The sequence below is a fragment of the Mycolicibacterium sarraceniae genome (assembly GCF_010731875.1).
Classification (GTDB): domain Bacteria; phylum Actinomycetota; class Actinomycetes; order Mycobacteriales; family Mycobacteriaceae; genus Mycobacterium; species Mycobacterium sarraceniae.
In genome coordinates, this window is the sequence record NZ_AP022595.1 from 3966145 (window position 1) to 3982322 (window position 16178).

At 64.0% G+C, this 16178-nt stretch carries 14 protein-coding genes and 1 riboswitch; of the genes, 7 read left to right on the forward strand and 7 right to left on the reverse strand.

Annotated elements, in window-relative coordinates:
- The first annotated feature begins 359 nt into the window (after positions 1-359).
- From G6N13_RS19885 to G6N13_RS19915, 6 genes are all read left to right on the forward strand, one after another.
- Complete coding sequence (locus tag G6N13_RS19885) at positions 360-1961, forward strand: S53 family peptidase (protein ID WP_163699738.1); 1602 nt, start codon at positions 360-362, stop codon at positions 1959-1961.
- Positions 1958-3160: a zinc ribbon domain-containing protein gene (locus G6N13_RS19890; RefSeq protein WP_163699740.1), complete on the forward strand. Its 1203-nt coding sequence runs from the start codon at positions 1958-1960 to the stop codon at positions 3158-3160. Before G6N13_RS19885 ends, G6N13_RS19890 begins: the two co-directional genes overlap by 4 nt.
- Positions 3157-3897 carry a hypothetical protein gene (locus tag G6N13_RS19895; protein ID WP_163699742.1) on the forward strand — a complete coding sequence of 247 codons (741 nt, stop codon included), beginning with the start codon at positions 3157-3159 and terminating at the stop codon, positions 3895-3897. Before G6N13_RS19890 ends, G6N13_RS19895 begins: the two co-directional genes overlap by 4 nt.
- 106 nt (positions 3898-4003) lie before the next feature.
- Positions 4004-4189, forward strand: a complete 186-nt coding sequence (locus G6N13_RS19900) for a hypothetical protein (protein WP_235677829.1) — start codon at positions 4004-4006, stop codon at positions 4187-4189.
- Positions 4190-5053: 864 nt separating this feature from the next.
- Positions 5054-5227, forward strand: a riboswitch (M-box (ykoK) riboswitch).
- Positions 5228-5745: 518 nt separating this feature from the next.
- Entirely contained in the window at positions 5746-7014 is a 1269-nt protein-coding gene (locus G6N13_RS19910; RefSeq protein WP_163702348.1) for a magnesium transporter MgtE N-terminal domain-containing protein, read from the forward strand.
- Positions 7011-8636 (forward strand): Nramp family divalent metal transporter, encoded by a 1626-nt coding sequence (locus tag G6N13_RS19915; protein ID WP_163699744.1) that lies wholly within the window; start codon positions 7011-7013, stop codon positions 8634-8636. The genes G6N13_RS19910 and G6N13_RS19915 overlap by 4 nt, the downstream gene beginning before the upstream one ends.
- Here G6N13_RS19915 and G6N13_RS19920 read toward each other — a convergent pair.
- From G6N13_RS19920 to G6N13_RS24200, 6 genes are all read right to left on the reverse strand, one after another.
- On the reverse strand, positions 8615-10075 hold the full coding sequence (locus G6N13_RS19920) for an FtsW/RodA/SpoVE family cell cycle protein (protein WP_163699746.1): 1461 nt from the start codon (positions 10073-10075) through the stop codon (positions 8615-8617). The genes G6N13_RS19915 and G6N13_RS19920 overlap by 22 nt on opposite strands.
- 11 nt (positions 10076-10086) lie before the next feature.
- The gene (locus G6N13_RS19925; protein WP_163699747.1) at positions 10087-11280 is read right to left on the reverse strand and encodes a DUF7373 family lipoprotein; all 1194 of its coding nucleotides are present in this window, start codon (positions 11278-11280) and stop codon (positions 10087-10089) included.
- Positions 11281-11597: 317 nt separating this feature from the next.
- Complete coding sequence (locus G6N13_RS19930) at positions 11598-12401, reverse strand: DUF1906 domain-containing protein (protein WP_163699749.1); 804 nt, start codon at positions 12399-12401, stop codon at positions 11598-11600.
- 78 nt (positions 12402-12479) lie between these two features.
- Positions 12480-12587, reverse strand: a complete 108-nt coding sequence (locus tag G6N13_RS25420) for a pyruvate ferredoxin oxidoreductase (protein ID WP_235677830.1) — start codon at positions 12585-12587, stop codon at positions 12480-12482.
- A gap of 209 nt (positions 12588-12796) precedes the next feature.
- On the reverse strand, positions 12797-13234 hold the full coding sequence (locus G6N13_RS19940; RefSeq protein WP_163699751.1) for a thiol-disulfide oxidoreductase DCC family protein: 438 nt from the start codon (positions 13232-13234) through the stop codon (positions 12797-12799).
- A 361-nt stretch (positions 13235-13595) separates the two neighbouring features.
- Complete coding sequence (locus tag G6N13_RS24200) at positions 13596-13751, reverse strand: hypothetical protein (RefSeq protein ID WP_170310459.1); 156 nt, start codon at positions 13749-13751, stop codon at positions 13596-13598.
- A 356-nt stretch (positions 13752-14107) separates the two neighbouring features.
- Between G6N13_RS24200 and G6N13_RS19945 the strand changes: the two genes are divergently transcribed.
- Positions 14108-14371: a hypothetical protein gene (locus G6N13_RS19945; RefSeq protein ID WP_163699753.1), complete on the forward strand. Its 264-nt coding sequence runs from the start codon at positions 14108-14110 to the stop codon at positions 14369-14371.
- 94 nt (positions 14372-14465) lie between these two features.
- Here the strand turns inward: G6N13_RS19945 and G6N13_RS19950 are convergent, their stop codons facing one another.
- Positions 14466-16097, reverse strand: a complete 1632-nt coding sequence (locus G6N13_RS19950) for an IS1634 family transposase (RefSeq protein WP_163699755.1) — start codon at positions 16095-16097, stop codon at positions 14466-14468.
- Positions 16098-16178 lie beyond the last annotated feature (81 nt).

The window sequence follows — 16178 nt, forward strand, 5'->3', positions numbered from 1 at the left end:
GACACTCACGGGGGAGTGATCGTGAACATCACCGTTCAGACACTGGCCAAAGAGAACACCTACCGGATCGACTATGCGAAGTGCGCCGCGGGTTGGGCGGTCACCGTTGGCCTGTTGTCGAGCACAGCCAATCCGGAAATGGGTGCGCCCACCTCGCTGGTGTTCCAGCAGCAAGGCTCCACTTGGGTGAGTCGGGACAAGCGAAAAGTGTGTGGCACAAATGCGTCGACCACCCCGGCGCCCGCGGACGCCAAAGATTCCCGCCGGACTGTAGGAGGCCGGCTGCCTGGCCGGATAGCGCGACGTTTCCTTCCCAGATGGGTTAACTTGGCGGGGTGTCGAGGGGAACACACATTCCGATGAAGCGGAGCGCGCGGCCATTGTGGGTTTCGTTCGCCCTGATCACCGCCGCAGCACTGACATTCACCGCGGTCCAGCTGCGGCCCCACCCGGATTGGCAGCTGCCCCCACCCATTTCGGGTCCGTTCGCGACCCTGCTGGCGATATCGACGAATCTCGGTGATTCGCAAGCACAGTCGGTCGAACTGACCGCAGAGCTGCGCGGCCCCGAACGTCCCAACCGCCTCGAAGAGTGGGCAGCCGCCAACGGACTGTCGGTTCGCTGGGGCACCGGTGATCGGTGGGCAGTGGTCCAGGGACCGCCTGCGCATATTGCGTCGGCATTACGAGTGGCCGTCCACGACTACCGGGGACGAGCCGGGCAGGTCTTCTACGCTTCACCCCAACAACCCGTCGTCCCCGCATCGCTGACGGACACGGTTGCGGGCCTTGGCAGGATCCTCAGTTACACGCCGTACCACTCGAACAGCCCGTCGTTTCGGCCGTTAGACGTTCCCGATCACAGCCTGCCCCCGGACTCGTTGCGGACGACGTACAACGTCAAGCCGCTAACAGAAGCCGGCTACACCGGCAAAGGCACCACGATCGCGGTGTTCGGATTCGACGGGTTCGACCAAGCCGATCTGGACATGTTCACCGCGACCTACGGACTGCCGAGTCTCACCCCAGAGGTGATCGGTGGGGTGCCTGAGCAACGCAGCGGCGAATCAACGATGGATCTGCAGGTCGCCCACGCGATCGCGCCCGATGCGCGCAAGGTGCTCGTCAACGCACGCACCACGGTCGCCGGCGGAAGCACCTACGTCAAGATCGCCGAGCTTATGGCTTCGGTGGATCAGCAGTTCCCCGGGGCGATATGGACTCTGTCGATCGGCTGGGGGTGCGACCGGATGATCACCGCCGCCGACCTCGCCCCGATCCGGGGCGCAATATCGACCGCTTTGGCCCATGGCACCACCGTGTTCGACGCGAGCGGTGACCTCGCCGGCCTCGAATGCAAACGGGGCCATGACTGGTCAGCACCGCCCGGCCCGGCCGACGTCGGCCTCGACGCTGTCGCCTCCCTGCCCGAGGTGACCAACGTGGGCGGCACCACCTTGTCGACCGACGAGAACTATCGGTGGCTGAGCGAACAGGCATGGAGCGACGGCCCGCTGACCCAGGGAAGTGGGGGCGGGGTATCCAGCCTCTTCGACCGGCCACCGTGGCAGGCCAACATCTCCAGCACGACCAACACCGTACGCAGGCTGACGCCCGATGTTGCCGCGGTTGCCGACAGCTCGACGGGAGCGGTCATCGTGCAACACCAGCAGCTGGTGGTCGGCGGCGGCACATCGATGGCGGCACCCCTCTGGGCCGGCGTGGCCGCGGTGCTGAACCAATTCCTGGTCTCCAACGGCGGGCGGCCGCTGGGGGAGCTCAACCCGATGCTGTACCGCCTCAAAGCCGGTGCAACCCGGCCAGGATTCCACGACATCACGTTGGGCGCCAACGCCGTTGCGGTATCCCAGCCCGGCTACGACATGGTCACCGGGTTAGGCAGCCCCGATGTCGACAACCTGGCCCGCGATATCCTTGATGTACAACGGGCTCCGCGATGACCGAAGATTCTGACGACTCGGCTCGCATTGCGACGATGCCGTGCCGGGCCTGCCGCCATGACGTTCCCGCGGGCAGGTTCTGTGCCCGCTGCGGCGCACGGCTGTCCCTGGCTCCCGGCGATCGCCCCGGACTGCTGCGCGTCAGCGCCTATGCCGCCGGGCCGAGCGAAAACGTGCTGCAGCCCGCCATTGTCAGTACGTTGTTCCCGCACCTGCCGCTGCGATCCCGGCGCGCGTTCCGGCTCAGCCTGTTCCTGGTCTTGGCTGTGCTGATCGCCTTCTGCGTGCTGCAGTGGTACGTGCCGATGGTGGCCCTGGCCATCTTCGCGCCGCCGGTCCTGGTCGCGATCTACCTTGTCGAATCTCGGGTGCTGGCCGATCTTCCGGTGTGGGTCTGGGCGCTGACCATAGGACTCGGTATCGCCGTCGCGGTGGGCTGGGTCACCCTGACCGATGCCATCGTGCAGGAGACGTTCAGCCTTGGGCTGGGCAGCCAAGTCCCGACCACGCGCCTGGTCTTCGATGCGGTGGTGATCCCGTTCGGGGCCTTGCTGGCGTTGCAGCTGCCCGCGATAATCGTCCGCCTGGCCCGAGCTCCCGTCCGAGAATCACTGCACGGCTTTGCCATTGGCCTGGTTGGAGCCACCGCATTCACGCTCGCGACGGACGTGGCGAGGATGATCCCGCAGCTCGGCGGTGCTGCGGTCGCGGGGGACCTGCCCATTCCCGAAATGCTGCTGCAGGCGGGGGTCCGGGGTATCACCGAACCGCTGACCGGCTTGTCGCTCAGTGGTCTTGTGGGCGCGGGCCTGTGGTATGCCAGGCGCGACGGGCACGATCGTCGCGGCGTGCTTGCGGTGGGTGGTCTCGGTGTGGTGGTCGGCGCGGCCACCTACGCCTGCGTCGGCCTCGCCGAGGCCTACCGGTTACCGCCGTATCTCCAATTTGTCGTGCACGTGGTGTTCGCGGTGACCGCCGTCGTCTCGTTGCGGGTGGGCCTGCAACTGATGATGCTGCGGGAGGAACACGCGGTCGTCTATCCGGAGCTGCCGATCCTCTGCATGTGGTGCCAGCACGTGGTACCCGACACCAAGGTCTGTCCGGCATGCGGCGTTGCCTCCCACTCGGCTTCGCACACGTCACGGGCGGCCCGTCGACGCGACCGGCCGCAACCCCACACCGAGTTGGTGGAGCAATGAGCGCCCCGGCCGCTGCGCGACCCGTCGAGCTCTTCCCCGGGTACTCAGTACAGTCCGGCTCGTACACCACAGGGCCGCAACGGTTCACGTCGATCACCCGAATGCTGCTGACCGTGGTGGTCAGCCTGGCGGTGTTGGTCGGCGGTTCGACCGCGGCATGGTCGGTGGCAGTCGGGCCGACCGTGCGCTACAGCTGCCCACCGGACTGCGGGCGACCACCGGCCGGCGTGCCGGTGCAGGCCAACCCGCGTTTCGTCTCGGCCGACGGTGAATTCTCGGTCTCTTATCCGGCACCGGGAACGGCCTACGACGTCAAGCTGGAGGATGACGGCGTGTCAGCAACGTACCTGGGCGGCGACGGGGGAGTGTTGGAGCTCTTCAGCGTTGCGGCCCAAGGACGTTCGGCCGAGGACGTGATGGACGACCTCCTCAAGGAGAAACAACCCGACGCCACGGTGGCGTACATATTGCCCAACACCACCGTCGGCTATCAACTCGGCTTCGGTCAGGTCCTGGATGTGTACCCGCAGGGGGGCACGTCGGTGACGCGAACCCGCATCGTTGTGATGGTCGCGGTAAAGAACGATCTTGCGCTCGTCGGTGCCGCAATCGGCCCGTACCGAAAGTTCACACCCGGTGACGGCCCCGGTGTGCCGTCGGGCGCGAATCTCGAACTCGCGCAGGACCTGGGCAAGTACGTCAACAGCTTTCTGTGGAAGGGCGATCCGCCCCGTTAATGCTGTAAGCGCGCGTCGCGGCGTCGTACGCTCGCAGCCGGTCCTCGACAAGTCCGAGATTTGATCCCTGCCCGTCGGCGCGGACGTTCGGCGATTCTGGGCAGGCGTGGCGCGGGACGACACCCTGATTCGCTACGGCCCGCTCGGGGTCGGCATGTCGGACCGTGAGGTTCATGATTCCGATCTGACCATCGACGGCGAGGTCGCGATGCTGCGCGCACTGCTCGACGAGCTCGAACTCGATCGGGTCTCGCTTCGCGTCTCCTGTCGAGGTGCCAGGACACGCGGTTGAGGCCGTGGCGCGCCTTCGCGGGCGGGTGCGTGGGCAACCGCCCGACTGTGCAGCTGATGCCCGGATGCGGGTTCACGGTCGAAGCCGACGAACAGGCGGATGCCGCCAATCGTCCACCCGCTCATCGTGGGCTCGGCGACGGTCAGTGCGTCGGCAGGAACACAGATCCAGCTCGGCAACCCGGATCTTGGCTACACCGTTCCCGCGCTGTGGTCCGGATCCAGACTTTCTCACAGTCCTGGCGATCGCGTTGCATGAGGTGGACACCATCGAAGTGGCCAGCAGCGTAGTGCTCGGTCTTCGGCTGCTCAAGATTGCCGGTGAGCGCGCGTCGGGCACCTGCACTTGGATGACCGGGCCTATGTCGCGGCGCCGTTCGATCCCTCGCCAGAAGGCCGGGCCCGCACTCGGGTATTGTTGCGGTCGTACGACTCCTAGCTAAGTGTCGGAGACGCCGAATAGGCTGTTAACACCCAAGCTTATGCGCCACAACGGTTCACACGGATAATTCTTCCGGTGCGTGTTCGGCTATCGGTACGAAGGGGCGAATGAGACTCTGTCACTCTCCGATTCGGAGCAATCCCGAGACATCAACGCATGCCGCAACTCGCCAATTCGATCGTCAGTGGCCCCCTCGTACCGATCATCGAGCGGCCGGCCGGCAGCCTTCGGCGAACAGGCGCAGGCTTATGCGGACGAGACCCACCGTATTATCCGAAACCGTCAATCAGCTGGCGGTTATCTATGCAGTCGCTGACAACCGGAGCCTCGGCGGCTGTGAAGCCACACCCGAGAGGGACATTTCACGCGTCTTTTGCTTTCCCACTTGACTTCTCATCCCGCCGGGTTCACGATGAACCGCGGTCAGCACCTTGCTAGGTGAGGCTCCTATTTGAACACAGGCCACTGATCTGACGACGTCGAGAGACGCCTAAGGTTAGGACAGGTCTTCCCGGATTAAGGGATGACCCAAAGTGGCTCCCCGCGACAGCGAGGTTACGTCGGATAGTGCCGAAGCCCTGACGAGAGGGGTGCCCCGTCAGCCTGATACGGCGACGGCCGTCCTCTCACGTTATCTTGGTGCTGTCGTAGAACAGGCGCCCCGCGCGTCGAGACCGGAGGAGGTGACGGACAACCAGATGAGTCCCGGCGATAGTCCCTATCCCCATCTGAACCCAATGTTGTTCCCGACCTCGCCATTCCGTCATGAACGATGAGTCTGGCCAGCTGGCCTTTACATGTGGATAGAACGCGGGCGAACCCGCTGAGTGTCTAGTTATGTTGGGCAACAATATGGTTCGTCGGATTGACGTTACTGCCCGCTGACCTTTGGAGAGTCGCCGATGACCTCCACCTTCCTCTGCAAAGAGCCGGCTGACGGCCACCAACGCGCCAAAACCAATGCCCAATGACCATGCTCACCGCGATGCCGGGCCTTCGCCCCAGTGGGCAGCCTTCGCCTCCCGAGGCCGGCAGGACGAACCCGATCGAAGGAGTTCCCCGTGAACGAGACCAACCCACGCGACGGCAGTCCGGTCACCGGCGGCACGCCAGTGATCCAGTTCTCCCAGCTGTTGAAAGCGCCTGTGGTGTCGCGCTCTGGCGAGGCGGTCGGCAGAGTCGACGATGTCATCGTCCGGCTCGGCGATGCCGAGGAGTATCCGTCGGTGACCGGCCTTGTTGTTGGTGTTGGCGGTCGGCAGGTGTTCGTGTCGGCCGGCAATGTGCGATCACTGGCTGAACACCAGGTAAGCCTGACCAAGAACAAAGTCGATCTGCGCTCCTTTGGCCGCCGCGATGGGGAATATTTGCTCAAGGCCGACGTCCTCGATCACCGATTCATCGATGTGCCGAACGCGGAACTGGTGCATGCCTACGACATTGAACTGGAAGACACTGGTGACGGCTGGGTGTTGGCGCGGCTGGACACACGTCGGCCGAGAAGGCTTTTCGGTCTGATCAAGTCAGCCGGCGGGCACGCCGGCCGGGACTGGAAGGCGTTCGAGCCATTGATTGGGCACATCCAGTCCGTGTTGCTTCGTCGGGTCGGTGGTCGGGTGCAGACCCTCAGGCCCGCGCAGATTGCCGACCTGCTCGAAGAAGCCACCAAGTCCGAGGGTGGCGAGATTCTCGACCGGGTGCGCTCCAACCCCGAGCTGGAAGCAGATGTGTTCGAAGAACTGGATCCCGACAAGGCCAGCAAGTTGTTCGACGACATGTCTGACAGCGACGTCGCCGCTGTGCTGAGTCGCATGCGCTCCGACGACGCCGCCGATGCCGTATTTGATCTGCGCCAGTCTCGGCGACGTGCGGTGCTGGATCTGTTGCCCGCGCCCCAGCGCACCAAAGTGACCATGCTCATGGGGTTCAACCGCGACTCCGCGGGCGGCCTAATGAATATTGATATCGTCACGTGCCCACTAGAAAGTACTGCTGCGCAGGCACTCTCGATCGTATCGGCCGCGCGAGCGCTGCAACCGGAAGCGCTGTTGAAGATGCATGTGCTTAACCATGACGGCCAGCTGGGAGGTGTCGCGTCAGTGATCGCGCTGCTTCAGGCCGACCCCGCCGCCAGCGTCACCGAATTGATGGACGCCGACCCGGTGCGGGTTGCGCCGAACGCCGACCTGACCGACATCGCGTTACTGATGTCGGATTTCAATCTGGCGACGGTGCCAGTGGTCGACGATCGGGACATGGTGCTAGGCGTCGTGACCTACGACGACGTTCTGGAAGCGCTGATCCCCGAGGACTGGCGACGCCGCGAACCCGCGCCCCGCCCCATCCGCGACATCGGCACCGCGACCGACGGGACGCAGCCATGACCAACGAGAAGCAACAGCAGAGCGCGGTTCTCGATTCGGCGCACCTTGGCGATATCGAGGGTGCGTTCGGCCGCATCAGCATCAGCGACTCCGAAACCGGCTCCACTCTAAAGACCCGCCTGCTCACACTGCTGGCGATCGTTGGCCCGGGCATCATCGTGATGGTCGGCGACAATGATGCCGGCGGCGTGGCCACCTACGCCCAAGCCGGGCAGAGCTACGGCTACAGCCTGCTGTGGACCTTGTTGTTCTTGATTCCGGTGCTGATCGTGAATCAGGAGATGGTTGTGCGCCTCGGCGCCGTCACGGGCGTCGGGCATGCGCGGCTGATCAACGAACGGTTTGGGCGCGGTTGGGGTTGGTTCTCGGTAGGGGACCTGTTTCTGTTGAACTTCCTGACCCTCGTCACCGAGTTCATCGGAATCGCTCTGGCGGCGGACTACTTCAACGTATCGAAGTACATTGTGGTGCCCACCGCCGCTGTGGCGTTGATCGCGATCATGGCCAGTGGCAGCTTCCGCCGTTGGGAGCGGGCCATGTTCGTGTTCATCGCGATCACCGTGCTCCAACTGCCAATGCTCTTGATGGCTCAGCCTCGGTGGGGAGAAGCCGCCAGATCGTTTGTGACACCACGTATTTCCGGCGGCGTGACATCAGATGCGGTGCTGTTGATTATCGCGATCGTGGGCACCACGGTGGCGCCGTGGCAGCTGTTCTTTCAACAGTCCAACATCGTGGACAAGCGCATTACTCCGCGGTTCATCGGATACGAACGCGCTGACACCGTCATCGGCGCCTTCGTGGTCGTCATCGGTGCCGCAGCTCTGGTGATGGTGGGCGACTTCGCTGCGCGGGTATCAGGCAAGACCGACTTCATCGACGCCGGCGACGTCGCTCATCTGCTGGGCGCACACAGCCACGCACTCGGCTCGATCTTCGCGATCGTGCTGATCGACGCCTCCATCGTCGGGGCCGCGGCGGTCACACTCGCGACGAGTTACGCATTCGGCGATGTTTTCGGGCTAAAGCACTCCCTACACCGCGGATTCAAAGACGCCAAGGCGTTTTATGTGTCCTACTGCGCCATGATCGCGCTGGCTGCGGCGATCGTGCTCATCCCAGGGGCGCCGCTGGGGTTGATCACCACCGCTGTGCAAGCACTCGCGGGATTGTTACTGCCCAGCGCCACCGTATTCCTGCTGCTGTTGTGCAACGATCGGGAAGTGCTGGGGCCCTGGGTGAATCGTCCCTGGTTGAATGCCGTTGCCGCGCTTATCGTCGGGGTACTGCTGCTGTTGTCTGGAATATTGATGGCGACCACGCTGTTCAGCAATCTCGACGTGGTCGCAGTGACCGAGTATCTTGCCGGTGGTTTGGTGGCGGGTGCCGCGATCGGAATGGTCGCACTGCGCTGGCTGTCGCGTAGTCAACCAGCGACCGCGCAAACGAATTCGATGGACACTCGGCCCCGCGAAACATGGCGGATGCCACCCTTGGCGCTGTTGGAGCCGGTCCGATGGAACGCAGGAACCCGACTTGGCATGATTGCCCTGCGCGGCTATCTGGTTATTGGGGCTATCCTGTTAGTAGTCAAAGCAATTCAGCTTGGGCGTGGTGCCTGAACCGGTGCCCGGGCCGCGATAACTTCGGTCCGGGCACCGGCGAGCGCTGGTCCCGGAACGCGAGGGGATCGTATGGGCCGGCGTGCGGCATCAGAAACACGCAACAGGATCGCTAGGAGCACATAGTTGGCCGCCAATGACGATCCGCCGTAGGACAGCCACGGTGTGGTCAAACCGGTCTGGGGCAGCAGATTGGTGACGCCGCCGACGGTGAGGAAGACCTGTAATCCAAGTGTGGTTGCCAGACCGGCGCTGAGTAGCTTGCCGAAGCTGTCCCGAACAGCGATAGCAGTACGCAGTCCGCGCAGGGTGAGTATGCCGTACAACAACACCACGGCGGACAAGCCGACAAGGCCGAGTTCCTCACCAAAGGCAGCCGTGATGAAGTCGGATGACGCGACCGGGATGAGTTCGGGTTGGCCCCGGCCCAGGCCCGTGCCCAGCAGTCCGCCGGTGGCGAAGCTGAACATCGACTGGACCATCTGATATCCAGTGTTATCGGGGTCCGCGAACGGATCTACCCAGTTATGCACTCTGATCTGGACGTGGCGGAATATGTGATACGCCACGACGCTGGCGGCGGCGAACACCGCAATCCCGATCAGGACCCAGCCGACCCGCGCAGTAGCGATGTAGACCATGGTGAGGAACGTCAGATAGACCAGCAGCGCTGCACCCAGATCGGTCTCGAAGACCATCACGATCATGGCGATGATCAACGCCGCGGCCAGCGGTGCCAGATCCCGCGGTCTGGGCAAGTTCAGGAAGGCCGCCTTGGTGCCCGCGTACTCGAACAGGTCGCGTTTGGCTACTAGGACAACGCTCATGAAGATGATCAGCAAGATCTTTGCAAACTCGGCCGGCTCGATCGAAAGGCCCCACAGCCGAATCCACAACTTGGCGCCATTCTGCTCGGCGAGCGCTGCGGGCAAGACAGCCGGTATCGCCAGTAGTAGCAGGCCGGCGCTACCGCACAGGTAGCCGTAGCGGGCGAAAACCTGGTGGTCACGAACCGCGATCAGTACGCCGCAGAATGCGCCGATCCCGACTACGGTCCACATCAGTTGCGCCAAAACGGGATTGAGTAGTGTCGTGTCCTGTTGACTCACGCCGAGCCGATATATCATCACCAGCCCTAGGCCATTGAGCACCGCCGCGACGGGAAGCAGCACCGGGTCCGCGTCGGGGGCGAACCGACGCACTGTTCCGTGGGCGCAGAGCAGCGCCGCAGCCAAAACGATGATGGCCCCCAACACAGGACGGCCGGGGCTCTGCAAGGTTGAGGTGACGATGGTCAGGCCGGCAGCCGTTACGGCGATTGCATATCCCAGCAGTGCCAGTTCAGATCTGCGTGCTCGAGCGGGATCGACGCCGAGTTCGCTGACGGCATCCTGCCGCCGAGACGCCGCACGATCGCCACGCGTCCAGAGAAGACCCATTATCCGTTCGGCTATCGCGCGAGCAGGATCTTGTACTGGGCGGCCGTCTGCTCGCGCGCGCCAGTTGGGTCGGCACTATGGACCTCGAAGGCGAAGGTGTCGACGGAAGCAAAGCAGTAGTACTCGGATGTAGTTGCCGCAGAGGGGCTTTTGCCTTGGATGCAGCGACTGGCAGGCATGAAGTCCACCCCGTTGATCGAGGCGGCTTGCTGCGTGCGTATCGCGATGTCGGCCAAATCATCGGCTAACTGGGCAGCCGCGGCCGGATCGTGTGCCTGGAAGACGGTGGTGGTGTAGTAGGACACCGCCCGAACGCCCGCGCCGGACAAGGCGCCCGAAACGTCAGGCGGGGCATCCTGAAAATGCAGTGCGCCGTGCGGCAAATACACACCGACATTCGGGTTTGGCGGTGCCGGAAGCTCTCCGGGCCACAAAGGCGACGGCAAGGTGTGCGCCAGTAGGCCGGTGGGGTCTGCCGCTAGGCCGGCGAAGTCGGCCGGATCAGTTGGGACGAATTGGTCAATCAAAGGCACCTGGAGGTCCAGGGTGCGGGTGATCAGGGTGGTTGCGGTGTCGAGATTGGGGGCGTGAGCTATCTGGCACAGCACATATACGCCATGGGGCGTATATGAGTAAACCGTGACGGGTTGGTCGGCACCGGAGTCCAACGACGAGCTGACAGCGGATGCCCGGGCCTCGGTGTAACCGGGGATGAGGACGGCAGGTGCGGTCGCGTCGGTCTGCTGGCTGCGCGATGCGGCCGCCATGTCGTGGACAGCTGTTGCCGCCGACTGGGGGTCGGGGAACCGAAGCACCGCATTGACCAGTCGCCCTTGACCGCCGTCCTGCCGGTCTGAAGCGAATCCATTGATCAGGTTGTGAGCTCGCACGGCGTTGGCCACCTCTAACGGCTCGATAAGATCAACCGAGTCGGCGTCCTTCAGCGTGATCGCACGGTTGGCGCCGGGAACCACTAATGCCGGGTCGACCTGCCACGGCCCGACGACGTAGTCCGCCATCCGCCGAGCGTCGATCAGCGCTCCGACTGAAGCTGTGGCGGCGAGGCCCAGCGCGGGCAATGGCTGGGTCGGGAATGTTCCCGTGCTCAACAGCTCTACGTCGACCGCGCCATGTGGCAGACCACCAGGAGCTTTGGCGGCGATGCCGGTCTCGGAGTGCGCACAGCCTCCGACTGCAACCAGCATGCCAGCTCCAAGCGCGGTAACAGCTCGTCTGCCTAACCACCACATATGCCCAGCCTCCACCGTCAAGGACTGATCGCCATATGTACACCGGGATGCCGTGGCTCAGCTGTGAGAACGCGGCCAACAAGTAATTCCAAGGGTTGATGACCCAAAGTCAACGTCGCACGAAGCGCTGCGCTGCCCATCGTGTGTCTTGCCCGCCGCGATCCGGGGCCTGAGCAACGAACGACAGACCGGCTTCACCTCGGATCTCGGGATCGCGCGCGCGGCGTTGGCTGCGTGGCCTGCACGAGCGGCGACGACCCTGCGTGGTGATATCAGCGATGTAGGTTCCACTGGCCGACATCGCCGGCAAGCGCGTCGTTGACATCGACTTCGAGCCCGCCGACCAACGGACCCGGATTCGACGCGGTGCTCACCACGCGTTGGTAGAGAACGGCACCGGGATGGACCTGATTGCCGGACCAGGCTTTGGTCTGCCAAGCCCACCAGCGGCCCGGCGTACTCGATTTCCCGATCACGCCGTCGGCGGCGGCCCACTCACACACATCGATGCCACCGTAGACACCGGTGCGCTGGACGCCAAGAACCGAGTTGATCCCGCGAAACCACTGCAGCGCAACACGGTTCCACGTGTCTCGGTTGATGTCTTCGTCAATGGTGAAATAGACCGGCGCACTCTGGCCGCCCCCGGCCGCGGTGTGCAACTGCCAGGCGGTCCGAGCGTCGGCGACGCCACCGGCATAGCCGCGCAGGAAGTCCGACGGCGCCGTCCCGCCTGGCTTGCCGTATTGGAAGTTGCTCACGATCACCAGTCCCGCCGCCGCCAGCGATTGAGCGTAGGGCAAGGTGATCGGCTTGGCACCAAACGTTGAACCAGGACGCGACGTCGAGACGTAGTTGACCACCCCGGCGTGGCCGGCGGCGCGGATGTCCTGTGCGGGGATCTGTTTGGCGGCGAAATCGATCAGCGTTGGAGCGGCCGCAGCCGCCGCGGTGGGCGCGCAGGCACCTAACGACGCCGCTCCCAAACCGGCCAATGCCGTGGCATAGCGCAGCGCGTCACGGCGAGTCACCGGACGTGACGGCTGAAGGTTGGCAGCCGGAAGCCAATCGTGCATCGCGTGATGTTAACCATGCGACTGCTGTTACCGGTGTATCCATGCGGGCCGTGTCCGGTCTGAGTTCCGACCGTGACCCTACGGCTGCAGAATGGCGGCGGGGGAGACGACTTCGACGAACGCCCGCGCCGCAGCGGCAAGTGTGGGTTCCACGGTGGCCAGGGCGTCCCCCTGCAGTTGGGTCAATGCGATGTATTCGGCCTGGTAGGTTGTGCGGCTATCCGCCAGGCGCGGTCCTGCAGCGCTCGATCGCCGAGCAAACGGATCCGTAGGGTGCCGTCAAGCCGTGCTCCGGTGGAATGATCCCTTCGCCAATGGCGAGGTCGATGGCCACCTGTGCCTCGATGACGAAGGTTGTCACGTCGGTACTTTCGCTTGTGGCAACGGCCATCAACCTACGCGGTATCGAGGAATCGGCCACGCACGTCGGGTGTCGGGATCGGGCAGGTGTCATGGCGGCCGCCGATGCGGTAGCGCACGGCTGCGAACCGTTCGTAAAGCCAATCGCGCACCGGTGCCGGGATCGCATAAGCCGCCAACGTCAGCCGCCACCAACCGCCGAGATACGCGGCAATCTGCAACAGAGCCGCAGACCGGACGTACACCGCCTCGTTGCCCTGTCCGGGATTGCGGACGTAGACCGCGGAATCCAGACCGACTAGCTCCGGGTGGCGAGAAGTTGTCCCGCGAGCGAAGTCACTGTCCAGGGCAGCGAACCGCAGGGATCCCTCGCGATCGGATCGAAGTATGGCCTGCACAGCGTGATTGCAGACGCCGCACGCGCCGTCATACAGCAACACCGGGGTGCTCGGCTGGCTCTGTGTCGACTTCATCAGACTCAACCTCCTACAAGCAGGCTAACGCAGGCCGCGCGGCAGGAGGCGGCGCTTCGTGCGCCGGCGGTGCCTGTCGGGCGGGCTGCTGCGCAGCCACGTCCGGTGCCCGCTGCGTAGGAGCTTCGTGGACAGGGGCTTGCCGAGCCGGCGCCTCAGGCCGTTGTTCTGGAGTTTCCATTGGTAGTACTGCTCGTTGGCGTCGCGGCCGTTGTACCAGAACCGATAACGCGGATCTGCGGGGTGGTCGCGGCGCTGACCCCAGCCGTTGCGGCCGTCGCTGTCCTACCCGTTGCGGTCATAACCCCAGCGGTCAAAGCCGAGGAAGTCGTAGACGATCACTATGCGCCGCGAAATCGCGCTAGAACCAGACTTTTCGGCCACCCACCGGACGCCCCACCGCACCCAAAATCCACAGCACGACACCGACGAGAATCAGAATGCCACCGATGGTGTAGAGGAGTGAGAGCCCGGTGAAGTACCCGATCAAGAGAAGGATGATGCCAAGCACGATCATGGTCGATCCGATCTGTGAAGTTGTTGAAACATCGTAGAGCTGGAATTACCCGATCCATCAGTTCCAAACCCATTCGCTCGACAGGGAACTGGGCGCTCGCGGTTTCAGGGCGATGTGGCTGCGCCACGGAGCGGTCGACTTCAAAAGATCGCCCCGTGTCGCAGGCCCGGTCGGTACCGTAGCCCTCGGTAGCCTGGACGCAGATGTGCGCACGGTGCGGACCGGAACAGGCGACCGCATCTCGGCGACGAATCTGCCTTCCGGCTGCGTCACCCGGGTGGCCCTGCACGGGTGCTGTGGAAAGGCCGGTTCGGGCGCTGGCTGCGTCGGTCGATCCAGTATCGCTGATGGGCCGTATGGCCGAGCAGACCTGTGCGTTCATGCCTAAAGCCGACGGGGCTGCAGTCACCCTCCTTCGCGCCTCCGATGACGCGTACGTGACCGTGTCCGCGCACGGGATTGTTGCGGATACAACGGGATTTGTGGTGCCCAAACAGGGGCAGTTTGAACCGTCCCGCGGCCGACGAGAAACGCCCGAAGCTAACCCACGACAGCCGACCGCAGCGGCTCCCGGTATCGACGCCGACGCCGACGCCGACGCCGACGATCGCGATCAGTGAATGCGTATCGGCCTTGATCAGCGCCCAATCAGAGCTCTCAACACTGCGGACTCACGTGCTGACCGACCGTGAGGCCTGAGTTTGGACATTTGGCTTAGTACCCGGGTTTGAAGCCGAGGTGATCGAGGATGTCGCGTTGCGGGGCAGGGATTTCGGGCGGGAAGGTTTGCGAGGCGCCGTTGATCGTGATGGTGGCGCTGCGCAGGGGACGCAGTTGCTTGACGGTCTTGGCGATGGCCAGCCCGGTCCGCTGTTGGATCGCGTGGGAGACAGCCAGGGCGGCGAACACGATGGTCAGGTGGGCTTCGATGGAATCGCGCACACGGTTGAACATGGGCCGGGCATCCAGGTCGGTCTTGGACATGCGGAAGGACTTCTCGACGTGCCACAGGTCGTGGTACTTGGCGATCACTTCGGCAGCCGGCATCACCTCGACGGGCACGTTGGTGACATAGCCCTTGAGACCGACCAGAGATCCTGCGCGAGCCAGGCTAGCCTCGTCGAGGCTGCGGGCCGAGCCCAGGGTTTTGACGAATCGTGCTGCCTTGGCGACCTTTTCGCCATCGACGATGGCTCGGGCACGGGCTTCTTGAGCGGCCAGGGTCTTCTGGTCGCGGCGGGCCCGCTTGGCCGAATAGGCCCAGACGGCCCGCCACGCCCCGGGATGGGATTCGGGGTTCCAGACCGGCTCAGCGCGCAACGCTGTGTCGTTGACTGTGGTGTTGCCGTGCCGGGGTGTGACGGTGTCGATGATCTGCCCGTCGGCGAAAAGATTGCCGTGCCAATGGAAATGGGATTCCAGATCCGTAGGCGCCTTCGTCGACCGCGACCCGACGATGAACGAGCAGCCCAACTCATCGAGGGCTTTGAGGTTCGATGCCGACAACATGCCCGCATCCGCGGCTACCACTAGTGGCGTCCCATCGAGGTCGTGGCGGTCCAGGAAGCTGGTGATGATCGGGACGATGGTGGTGGTCTCGGCGGTGTTGCCTTCATAGCAGCCGATCTCCAACGGGAATCCGGTGCGGTCGACCAGCAGACCGACCACGATCTGCGGGTCAACACGACGCTCCTTGGAGTAACCGACCTTGCGCAACTCGTCTTCGTTCTCGGCCTCGAAGTACAAGGTGGTGACGTCGTAGAGCAGCAGGCTCAGCCCGCCGCAGTCGCGCGCGTATGCGAAGCACTTCTCGGCGACCACGTCGCGGTACCGACTCGAGGTGATGCTGCGGGCGTGGCGGTCGATTGTCTTGTAGGACAACACGTCTGCGCCGAGATCGGCCAGGACTCGCAGCGCGTCGAGCTTGCTGGTCGGCTCCACGATGCGGGCGATCACCAAGTCCCGGAACACGCGGTCGGCCACGGCGTCGAACCCCAGCCAGTCATAGACCGCGCCCAAGACGTCATAGAGCAGCCGCGAGTGCGTCGCCGCGGTACGCCCCGAGCCCACCGGGGCGCCCGTGGGGGCGGCTGGGGCGGGTATCAGCGTCGCGGTTCGCCAATCTGACACATCCGAGACTCGGGTCGGCTGTGCCGGTACCTCGATGTCGAGCGACTCTTGCTCACCGATGACGATCTGACGGGCTTCATCGAGCAAAACGCCCAGCTCAGCATCGGTATGGGCGGAGCCAACGTGGGCCACGATGACCACCCGACCATGGTCTCTACGCGCCACCTGAACCGCGACGGCACCGGACGCGGTGCGCACCTTCCGCACGTACGCCACCACCGGAATCTACCCCGTTAGTACCCCAAATTGAAACGCCCTGGAAATCCCGGAGGCTCCTGACCTTGGAAACGAGGATGC

Bases quoted from the DNA above. Each gene is read 5' to 3' on its own strand.
- G6N13_RS19940 (WP_163699751.1), bottom strand. From the start codon at position 13,234: ATGAAGTCGACACAGAGCCAGCCGAGCACCCCGGTGTTGCTGTATGAC.
- G6N13_RS19915 (WP_163699744.1), top strand. From the start codon at position 7,011: ATGACCAACGAGAAGCAACAGCAGAGCGCGGTTCTCGATTCGGCGCAC.
- G6N13_RS19890 (WP_163699740.1), top strand. From the start codon at position 1,958: ATGACCGAAGATTCTGACGACTCGGCTCGCATTGCGACGATGCCGTGC.
- G6N13_RS19895 (WP_163699742.1), top strand. From the start codon at position 3,157: ATGAGCGCCCCGGCCGCTGCGCGACCCGTCGAGCTCTTCCCCGGGTAC.
- G6N13_RS19945 (WP_163699753.1), top strand. From the start codon at position 14,108: ATGGCCGAGCAGACCTGTGCGTTCATGCCTAAAGCCGACGGGGCTGCA.
- G6N13_RS24200 (WP_170310459.1), bottom strand. From the start codon at position 13,751: ATGATCGTGCTTGGCATCATCCTTCTCTTGATCGGGTACTTCACCGGG.
- G6N13_RS19930 (WP_163699749.1), bottom strand. From the start codon at position 12,401: ATGCACGATTGGCTTCCGGCTGCCAACCTTCAGCCGTCACGTCCGGTG.
- G6N13_RS19925 (WP_163699747.1), bottom strand. From the start codon at position 11,280: ATGCTGGTTGCAGTCGGAGGCTGTGCGCACTCCGAGACCGGCATCGCC.
- G6N13_RS19920 (WP_163699746.1), bottom strand. From the start codon at position 10,075: ATGGGTCTTCTCTGGACGCGTGGCGATCGTGCGGCGTCTCGGCGGCAG.
- G6N13_RS19885 (WP_163699738.1), top strand. From the start codon at position 360: ATGAAGCGGAGCGCGCGGCCATTGTGGGTTTCGTTCGCCCTGATCACC.